Origin of the sequence: Pseudonocardia yunnanensis, assembly GCF_039534065.1 — a bacterium.
In the GTDB taxonomy this organism is placed as follows: Bacteria; Actinomycetota; Actinomycetes; order Mycobacteriales; family Pseudonocardiaceae; genus Pseudonocardia; species Pseudonocardia yunnanensis.
In genome coordinates, this window is the sequence record NZ_BAAAUS010000030.1 from 267,994 (window position 1) to 277,132 (window position 9,139).

The 9,139-nt window shown below is 72.8% G+C and carries 7 protein-coding genes; 2 read left to right on the forward strand and 5 right to left on the reverse strand.

The window, feature by feature from the left end:
* The first annotated feature begins 73 nt into the window (after positions 1–73).
* Complete coding sequence (locus tag ABD743_RS28465; protein WP_344725415.1) at positions 74–406, forward strand: DUF732 domain-containing protein; 333 nt, start codon at positions 74–76, stop codon at positions 404–406.
* Between the two features lie 4 nt (positions 407–410).
* On the opposite strand, the gene smc is transcribed toward ABD743_RS28465, so the two are convergent.
* Positions 411–4,004, reverse strand: a complete 3,594-nt coding sequence (gene smc / locus ABD743_RS28470) for a chromosome segregation protein SMC (protein WP_344725416.1) — start codon at positions 4,002–4,004, stop codon at positions 411–413.
* 42 nt (positions 4,005–4,046) lie between these two features.
* Entirely contained in the window at positions 4,047–4,361 is a 315-nt protein-coding gene (locus ABD743_RS28475) for an acylphosphatase (RefSeq protein ID WP_344725417.1), read from the reverse strand.
* Between ABD743_RS28475 and ABD743_RS28480 the strand changes: the two genes are divergently transcribed.
* Positions 4,360–5,124, forward strand: a complete 765-nt coding sequence (locus ABD743_RS28480) for a CAP domain-containing protein (protein ID WP_344725418.1) — start codon at positions 4,360–4,362, stop codon at positions 5,122–5,124. The two genes, ABD743_RS28475 and ABD743_RS28480, sit on opposite strands and share 2 nt — an antisense overlap.
* A gap of 34 nt (positions 5,125–5,158) precedes the next feature.
* On the opposite strand, the gene ABD743_RS28485 is transcribed toward ABD743_RS28480, so the two are convergent.
* The 3 genes from ABD743_RS28485 to kdpC all read right to left on the reverse strand — a co-directional run bounded on the left by ABD743_RS28485 (position 5,159) and on the right by kdpC (position 9,139).
* A complete protein-coding gene (locus ABD743_RS28485) occupies positions 5,159–5,848 on the reverse strand; it encodes a response regulator (protein WP_241039990.1) in 690 nt (229 codons plus the stop codon).
* Positions 5,845–8,460: a sensor histidine kinase gene (locus tag ABD743_RS28490; protein WP_379659094.1), complete on the reverse strand. Its 2,616-nt coding sequence runs from the start codon at positions 8,458–8,460 to the stop codon at positions 5,845–5,847. The genes ABD743_RS28485 and ABD743_RS28490 overlap by 4 nt, the downstream gene beginning before the upstream one ends.
* Positions 8,461–8,521: 61 nt before the next feature.
* Entirely contained in the window at positions 8,522–9,139 is a 618-nt protein-coding gene (gene kdpC / locus ABD743_RS28495; protein WP_344725420.1) for a K(+)-transporting ATPase subunit C, read from the reverse strand.

Consider the following 9,139-nt stretch of genomic DNA (forward strand, 5'->3'; position numbering starts at 1 on the left):
GGGCGCGTCGAGCCGGCCGATGAGCCGCGCCGGGTTCATCCGAGCCGGCGTGGTCGTGGTCTTGGTCGCTGTCGTGACGGTCGTCGTCGCCGCCATCCAGCCCGATGCGGTCGCCCCGGCCGCTGCGCCGGCGGGGTCGCCGCCGAGCATGCCGGCCGCGCCACTGATTCTGGGCGAGAGACAGGCCACGTACCTCGAGTACGTGCGGCAGGTTGCCCCGGGGATACCTGAAGGTGCCGCGGTCCAGTTCGGGTGGGATACCTGCAGAGGGGTCAACTTGGGAAAGGTGAGCGTGACCGAGGCCGAGGCCGTCATCAGCGACGGGATTCCCGCCGCGGCCCACAGTCAGCTCGCCGCGGCCGCGATCAATGTGCTGTGCCCGAACGGGGAAGGCGCCGCCGAATGAACTGTCAGCTCGCGGCGCGGAGCCGCTGGCTGATCACCGTGGTGATGCCGTCGCCCCGCATGGAGACGCCGTAGAGCGCGTCGGCGACCTCCATCGTCGGCTTCTGGTGCGTGATGACGATGAGCTGGCTCGTCTCCCGCAGCTCCTCCATGAGGGAGATGAGCCGGCGCAGGTTCACGTCGTCGAGGGCGGCCTCGATCTCGTCGAGCACGTAGAACGGCGAGGGGCGCGCCCGGAAGATCGCCACGAGCAGCGCCATCGCCGTGAGGGACCGCTCGCCACCGGACAGCAGGGACAGCCGCTTCACCTTCTTGCCCGGCGGCCGCGCCTCCACCTCGATGCCGGTGGTGAGCATGTCGTTCGGGTCGGTGAGGACGAGGCGGCCGTCGCCGCCGGGGAACAGCGTGGCGAACACGATCTCGAACTCGCGGGCCACGTCCGTGTAGGCGGTGGTGAAGACCTCGAGGATCTTGTCGTCCACCTCGCGGACGACGGTGAGCAGGTCACGGCGGGTGTTCTTGAGGTCTTCCAGCTGGGTGGAGAGGAACCGGTAGCGCTCCTCGAGCGCCGCGAACTCCTCCAGGGCAAGCGGGTTGACCTTGCCGAGGAGGCTCAGGTCCTTCTCCGCGCGCTGCGCCCGCCGCTCCTGGGTGGCGCGGTCGTAGGGCATGGGCGGCGGCGCCACGACGTCCTCACCGCGCTCCTTCGCCGCCTCGTACTCGGCCATCTCCGCGGCCGACGCGGGCACCGGCGTATCCGGGCCGTACTCGGCCACGAGATCCTCGACGGCGAGTCCGTGGTCGGCGAGCACCTTCTCGGTGAGCTGCTCCAAGCGCAGGCGGGACTGCGCGCGCAGCACCTCGTCGCGGTGCACGGCGTCGGTGAGCTTCTCCATCAGCGCGGTGAGCCGCTGCGTGGTGGCCCTGGCTTCGCCCAATGCGCGCTCGCGGGAGTCGCGGGCGGCCGCGGCGGCGTCCCGCTCGGTGGCGGCAGCGGACAGCGACACGGCGATCCGTTCGGAGGCCGTCTCGCCCGCGCTGACGACGAGGGCGGCGATCTCGGCGGCGCGGTGCCGTGCCTCCCGTGCCGCCGCAGCCCTGGCTCTGGCCTGCCGCTCCGACGACGCCTGCCTGCGCAGCGACTCGGCGCGCCCGGCGATGGCCCGCGCCCGCTCCTCGACGGTGCGCAGGGTGAGCCGGGCCTCCACCTCCTCGGCGCGCGCGGCAGCGAGCAACTCGGCGGCGGCGTCGCGGATCTCGGTGTCGGGTTCGTCGTCGACCGGCTCGTCCTCGGCCACCGCGAGCTGCTGCTCGGCCGCCTCCAGCGCGAGCAGCGCGTCGGAGCGCCGGGCCTCGACGGCGTCACGTCGCTCGCGCAACCGCTGCGCCTCCGCCGTGGCCGACCGCACAGCCTGCTCGTAGCGCCCGAGCTGAGCAGACGCGGCGGCACGGCGCTGTTCGGCCGCCGTCTGCATCCGCTGAGCGGCCTCCACGTCGGTGAGCCGGGCGGCCTCTTCGGCGCGCGCGCCCTCCAGGGCCGGACGGAGGCCTGCCAGTTCGTCCTCGACGGTCTCCCGTTGCTCGACGGCCTCCTGCACGGCGGCCTGGACGTCGAGCGCACTCGATGCAGTGCCGGATCCGCCGGATGCGCGCGCGCTTCCGAGCACGTCACCCTCGGTGGTGACGGCGGTGAGCTCCGGGTGCGCGTCGACGGCGGCACGGGCGGCGTCGAGGTCGTCCACGACGACGACGCCGTGCAGCAGCCTAGCGACGGCACCGGCGAGCACCGGCTCGGCGGAGACGGCCTCACAGGCCCAGCGCCCGGCAGGCGCCTGCCCCAGGTCGGGAGAGCCGCTCTTCTGCGCGGCGGAGCCCACCACGAGCGACGCCCGGCCCGCATCTCGGGTCCGCAGCAGGCGCAGGGCGTCGACGGCGGCGTCGGACGAGGACACGGCCAGCGCGTCGGCGAGGTCGCCGAGTGCCGCCGCAACCGCGGCCCGCGCCCATGGCTCAACGGTCAGAAGGCCGGACACCGCGCCGAGCACGCCGTCGGAGTCCGTGAGCGCGCCGGACCCGTCGCGGCGGGCGAGCCCCACCGACAGCGCATCGACCCGGGCCCGCCAGTGCGCGCGCTGCTGCTCCAGGTCGCGCTCCCGGGCCACCAGCTCGGCCACTCTCGTGCGGGCGCCCTTGTGGGCCTCGACGGCCTCTGCGGAGCGGCGCTCCAGCTCGCGCAGCGAGCTCGAGAGCGAACCGTCGGCCGGGTCGTCGTCGCCGAGGGCGCCCAGCTCGTCGCGGGCCTGCTCCAGCTCGGCGGCCGCGGTCTCGGTGCGTTCTTCGGCCTCGGACAGGGCTTCGGAGAGCCGCTCGATCTCGTCGGCGGTGGCAGCGGCACCGCTGCGCAGAGCCTCGGCACGGCCGGCGAGCGTGGCGATACCGGCCTTGCGGTCGGCGAGCGCGCGGACGGCGGCGAGGTGGGCCCGCTCGGCCGCGGCGAGTGTCTTCTCGTGCTCGGCGCGTTCCTCCAGCACGTCCGTAAGCCGCCTGCGGGCCTCCGCGACCGCCTCGACGAGCTCGTCCTCCTGCTCGGCGACGGCGTCGGCCTCGGCGTCCAGCTCGTCGGGGTCGCGCCCCGGGGTGCGCTCCTGCGGGTCGGCGAGATGGCGGGTGCGTTCCTGGGCGAGTCGGACGGTGCCGGAGAGGCGCTCCGCCAGCGCGGAGAGCCGGTACCAGGTTTCCTGTGCTGCCGCGAGCCGCGGGGCGTCCTCCGCCAGCGCGAGCTCCAGCCGTTCCTGCTCGACGCGGGCGACCGACAGCTGCTCCTCGACCTCGGCGCGGCGGGCCCTGGCCGTCGACTCGTCGGCTTCCTCACGCGCGAGCGCGTCGCGCAGGGTGACGAGATCGTCGGCGGCGAGCCGTAGCCGGGCGTCCCGCAGCTCGGACTGCACGGCCTGGGCCCGCCGGGCGATCTCCGCCTGCCGGCCCAGCGGCTTGAGCTGGCGGCGCAGCTCGGCGGTGAGGTCGGTGAGCCGGGTGAGGTTGGCTTGCATCGCGTCGAGCTTGCGGAGCGCCTTCTCCTTGCGCTTGCGGTGCTTGAGGACGCCCGCGGCCTCCTCGATGTAGGCCCGCCGGTCCTCGGGCTTCGACTGGAGCACCGAGTCGAGCTGGCCCTGGCCCACGATCACGTGCATCTCGCGGCCGATGCCGGAGTCGGACAGCAGTTCCTGGATGTCGAGGAGCCGGCAGTGCGCGCCGTTGATCTCGTACTCGCCCGCGCCATCGCGGAACATGCGGCGGGTGATCGAGACCTCGGAGTAGTCGATCGGCAGCGCGCCGTCGGAGTTGTCGATCGTCAGCGTCACCTCGGCGCGGCCGAGCGCCGCCCGGCCGGACGTTCCGGCGAAGATGACGTCCTCCATCTTGCCGCCGCGCAGCGCCTTCGCACCCTGCTCGCCGAGCACCCAGCTGATCGCGTCGACGACGTTGGACTTACCCGAGCCGTTGGGGCCGACAACGCACGTGATGCCTGGTTCCAGGCGCAGCGTCGTGGCCGAGGCGAAGGACTTGAAGCCCTTCAGCGTCAGGCTCTTCAGATGCACGGGTGAGTTCTCCAGGCTGGTGGCGGTTGACAAACATTACCGTCAGGCCTCCCGGAATCCCTGCAGGCCACCACGGGCGTCGCACCACTGCTCCACGACCTCCGCCACACTCCCCGGCGACTCCCCCGCGCGGATCGCGTCGCGGAGCCGTTCGCACGCCTGCCGCTCGCCCTCGGCTACCACGGCGACGCGTCCGTCCGGGAGGTTTTTCGCTACTCCCACGAGGCCCAGCTCCAACGCATGGGTGCGGGTCCACCACCTGAATCCCACACCTTGGACACGCCCAGCTACCCACAAGTTCAGCCGAATGACTGGGTCATTGCGTTTTCTCACGGTCCTCCCTAACTTACGCCGCATGACCGAACCGGCCAGGCCGAATGCGAGCTCACCGCGTGGCAATCGCGTGCTCAGCTTCGGCCATCGAGGCGGGCCCCTCCTCCTCGGCGTCTCCCTCGGTGCGCTCCTGGTGGGCAGCATCGCAGTCGTCGCCATACCTCCCGTAGCACCGGCGGACTCACCGGTCGCCCTCCAGGCCGCCGCCGTTCCCGAAGACGCCGCGCTCTCGATCCCCGTCGTCGCGCTGGGTATCCCGCAGGCGGCCGCGGCAGCCGCCGACGTCGCCAGCCAGGCTGCCAGCCAAGCCGCCACCCAGGCAGCCGCCCAGGCGGCCAGTCAGGCGGCCCAGGCCGCTGCGCAGCCCCCTGCCCCCGCCGCCGCACCCGCGGCCGCGGTCCCCCAACGCGAGGTCCCTCAGGCCGTTCGCGCCGCCGACGCCGTCATCTCCGCCACCAACGCCGCCCGGAGGGCGGCCGGGTGCAAGGCGCTGGTGTCCGATCCCCGGCTCACCGAGGCCGCCCAGCAGCACGCGGAGGACATGGCGGCCGAGGGCTACTTCTCCCATACCGCGGAAGACGGCCGCACGTTCGACGCCCGGATCCGTGACTCTGGCTACCGCTCTCCCGGCGGGGAGAACATCGCGCGCGGTCAGCGCAGCGCCTCCGAGGTCGTCGGCGACTGGATGGACTCTGCCGGGCACCGGCGCAACATCCTCGACTGCACGTTCAAGACGATCGGGGTCGGCATCTCCGGCTCGTACTGGGTGCAGGACTTCGGTCGCTGAGCAGGCCGCTCACGAGGCCGGCAAGCCCTCCCGGTCACACCTCGAACCGGTAGCCCATCCCGGGCTCCGTGATCAGGTGCTTGGGCCGGGAGGGCTCCGGTTCCAGCTTGCGGCGCAGCTGCGCCAGGTAGACCCGCAGGTAGTTGGTCTCGGTTCCGTAGTTGGGTCCCCACACCGCCCGGAGCAGCTCACGCTGCCCCACGAGCTTGCCGCGGTGGCGCACCAGAAGCTCCAGCACGCCCCACTCCGTCGGCGTGAGGTGCAGCTCGGTGCCGTCGGCGCGCACCACCTTCTTGGCGGCGAGGTCCACGCGGAAGTCGCCGGCGTCGACGACCGGCTCGCCGTCCACGGACGACACCGCGGCCCTGCGGACGGCGGCGCGTAGCCGGGCCAGCAGCTCGGCCATCCCGAAGGGCTTCGTGACGTAGTCGTCCGCCCCGGCGTCGAGGGCGCGGATGGTCTCCGGCGCTCCGGTCCGGGCCGACAGCACGATGATCGGGACGGTGCTCCAGCCGCGAAGCCCCTCGATGACCTCGACGCCGTCCATGTCGGGCAGGCCGAGGTCGAGGACGACGACGTCGGGGTGCCCGTCGGCGGCGGCACGCAGAGCCGCGGCGCCGTCGGGCGCCAGGAGGACGTGGTAACCGTGCGCTGCGAGGTTGATCCGCAGCGCACGCAGGATCTGTAGGTCGTCGTCGACGACGAGTACGCGGTGCTCGGTCATCTGCCTGCTCCGTTCTGCCACGCAGGCAGCGCTACGACCACTGTGAGGCCGCCGCCGGGTGTGTCCTCCGCGGTCAGGGTGCCGCCCATCGCCTCGGTGAGCCCGCGGGCGACCGAGAGCCCGAGACCAACTCCCGTGGCTCCGTCGCGGTCGCTCGGCAACGCGGCGCCGAGCCGCAGGAACGGGGCGAACAGCGCGTCCCGCTCGGTGCGCGGGACCCCCGGCCCGGAGTCGACGATCCGCAGCTCGACGCGGTCGGCGTGCGCACTGGCCCGCAGCACGATCGGGGCGTCGGCGGCGTAGCGCAGGGCGTTGTCGACGACGTTCGCGACGACGCGCTCCAGCAGGCCCGCGTCGGCGACGACGTCGGGGAGCGACTCGTCGATGTCCACCGTGACCTTCTCCGCGTCCGGCAGCCCCACCAGGGCCCGGCCCGCCACCTCGCCGTACCCGGTCGGCGCCAGGAGCGGCGTGAGCGTGCCCGAGGCGAGCCGCGCGGAGTCGAGCAGGTTGTCCACGAGTGCGGTCAACCGGTCGGCGGACTCCTCGATGGTGGCGGTCAGCTCCTGGCGGTCGGATGCCGGCAGCTGGAGGTTCGGATCGCGCAGGCTCCCGGCCGCGGCCTTGATCGAGGTGAGCGGGCTGCGCAGGTCGTGACCGACGGTCGACAACAACGCGCTGCGGGTCTCGGTGGCATGGGCCCGGGCCCGCGAGGCGTCGGCCTCCGCCGCGGCCCGCTGGCTGCGCAACGCGAGAAGAGCCTGGCCGCCCACCACTTCCAGCAGCCGCCGGTCCGCGGCCGCCAGCGACCGGCCGGTGCCGACGAGATGCAGGTCGTCCTCGATCTCCACGTCGACGTCGGCGTCCTCGGGCGCCATGCAGCCCATCGACCCCGACGAGGTGACGCAGGTCCACTCGTCCGCCGCCGACCCGCCGGTGCGCTCCAGCAACGACACCGAGCGCAGGCCGAACGCCTCGCGCACCTTCTCGAGCAGCCGAGGGAGCGGATCGCTGCGGGTGAGCACGGTGCGGGCGAACGAGGCCAGCAGAGCCCCTTCGGCACGGGCACGCGCTGCCTGCTGGGCACGCCTCGCCGCCCGGTCGACGACGAGCGCCACGAGCACCGCCACCACCACCATCGCCGCGATCGCCAGGAGGTTCTCCCCCTGCGCGATCGTGAAGGAGTACAGCGGAGGGGTCAGGAAGAAGTTCAGCAGCAGGCCTCCGGCCACCGCGGCCACCACGGCGGGGCCGAGGCCCCCCACCATCGCGACGACGACGGTGGCGAGGAAGTACAGCACGATGTCGGTGGACATCCCGATCGTGCTCCGCAGCGCGATGCCCAGGCCGGTTGCCGCCAGTGGCAGGGCCGGCGCGAGCGCCCAGCCCAGCCCCTTGCGGATTGCCGGGAGCCCGCTGTGCAGCACCGGGAGCCGCAGCCCTCGACCGGCCTGGTGGTGGGTGACCATGTGCACGTCGATCGTGCCGGACTCGCGCACGACACGGGCCCCGATCCCCTCCACGAACACGCGCGCGAGCCGTGACCGGCGGGACGTGCCGATCACGAGTTGGGTGGCGTTGGCCCCGCGGGCGAAGTCGAGCAGGGCGGCGGGCACGTCCTCCCCACCGACCACGGTGTGGAAGCTCGCGCCGACGTCCTCGGCGAGGGTGCGAAGCCGCGACACAGCACCCACCGGAGGCCCGGCGAGCCCATCGCCGCGCAGCACGTGCACGGCCAGCAGGTCTGCGGCGCCCGCACGCTTGGCGATCCGGGCGGCGCGGCGCAACACCGTCTCGCTCTCCTTGTCGCCCGTCAGGGCGACGACGACGCGTTCGCGGGTCTCCCAGGTATCGCTGATCTTCTTCTCGCTGCGGTACCGCTGCAGCGCCACGTCCACCTCGTCGGCCACCCAGAGCAGGGCCAGCTCGCGCAACGCGGTGAGGTTGCTCGGCTGGAAGTAGTTCGCCAGGGCCGCGTCGACCTTCTCGGCACCGTAGACATTGCCGTGCGCCATGCGCCTGCGCAGCGCTTCCGGCGTGATGTCGATCAGCTCGATCTGCTCGGCCCGGCGCACCACCTCGTCGGGCACGGTCTCCTGCTGGTGCACTCCGGTGATGCGTTCCACGACGTCGTTGAGCGACTCGAGGTGCTGCACGTTCACCGTGCTCAGGACGTCGATACCTGCGTAGAGCAGCGCCTCGACGTCCTGCCAGCGTTTTCGGTTGCGTGAGCCGGGCGCGTTGGTGTGGGCGAGCTCGTCGACCAGCACGACCTGGGGATCGCGTGCGAGGACGGCGTCCACGTCGAGCTCGTCGAGGCCGGGATGGCCGCCGACGGGCCGGCGGGGGATGATCTCGAGACCCTCCAGCAGCGCGGCCGTCTTGGCCCGGTCGTGGGTCTCGACGATCCCGACCACGACGTCGGTGCCCCGCTCCTGGCGGCGCCGAGCTTCCGCGAGCATGGCATAGGTCTTCCCCACGCCGGGTGCGGCCCCGAGGTAGATCCGCAACTCTCCCCGCCTGCTCACGGCATCGATTCTGCCCTTGGTGGCCGTGGAACACCGAAGATGTGCGGTTGAGCGCCCCCGTGCCGGAGCCGGACCGAAGCCCATGCCCGCGGGGGCCGGCGCCGCCGTGGCGACGACCCCCGCGCACGGGGAGCGGATCGTGCGGTCAGTGCCGGGCCCCCTGCACCGCGAGGTTCAGCTCGGTGACGTTGACCGTCGGCTCCCCGAGGAAGCCGAGGATCCGTCCGGAGCTGGCCTCGGAGACGAGGTTGCGGACCTCGTCCTGCGACAACCCGGTGACCCGGGCCACGCGCGCGACCTGCAGCTCGGCGTAGGCCGGGCTGATGTCCGGGTCCAGCCCGGACGCGGACGCGGTCACCGCGTCGGGCGGCACGAGCGCCGGGTTCACGCCCTCGCGCTGCGCGATCAGCTCGCGTCGCTGGTTGATCGTGTCGAGCAGGTCCTGGTTGAACCCGCTCTTGTTCGAGCCACCGGAGGTGGTGGTGTCACCCGGGCCCAGCGGGCCGGACGACGAGGCCGAGGGCCGGGCGTGGAAGTACGGGTCGGCGGCGGCATCGGTCGGGACCGGGTCGACCCCGATGAGCGACGACCCCACCGGGGTGCCGTTGGCGTCGTAGATGATCGAGCCTTCGGCGTTGGCTGCCAGCCCCGGGATGTGCCCGACCCCGTACACCACCAGCGGGTAGATGATCCCGCAGAGGATGGTGAACGCGATCAGCACCCGCAGCCCGGTGGCGGTCTGGCGCCACAGCGTGGTGAGCAT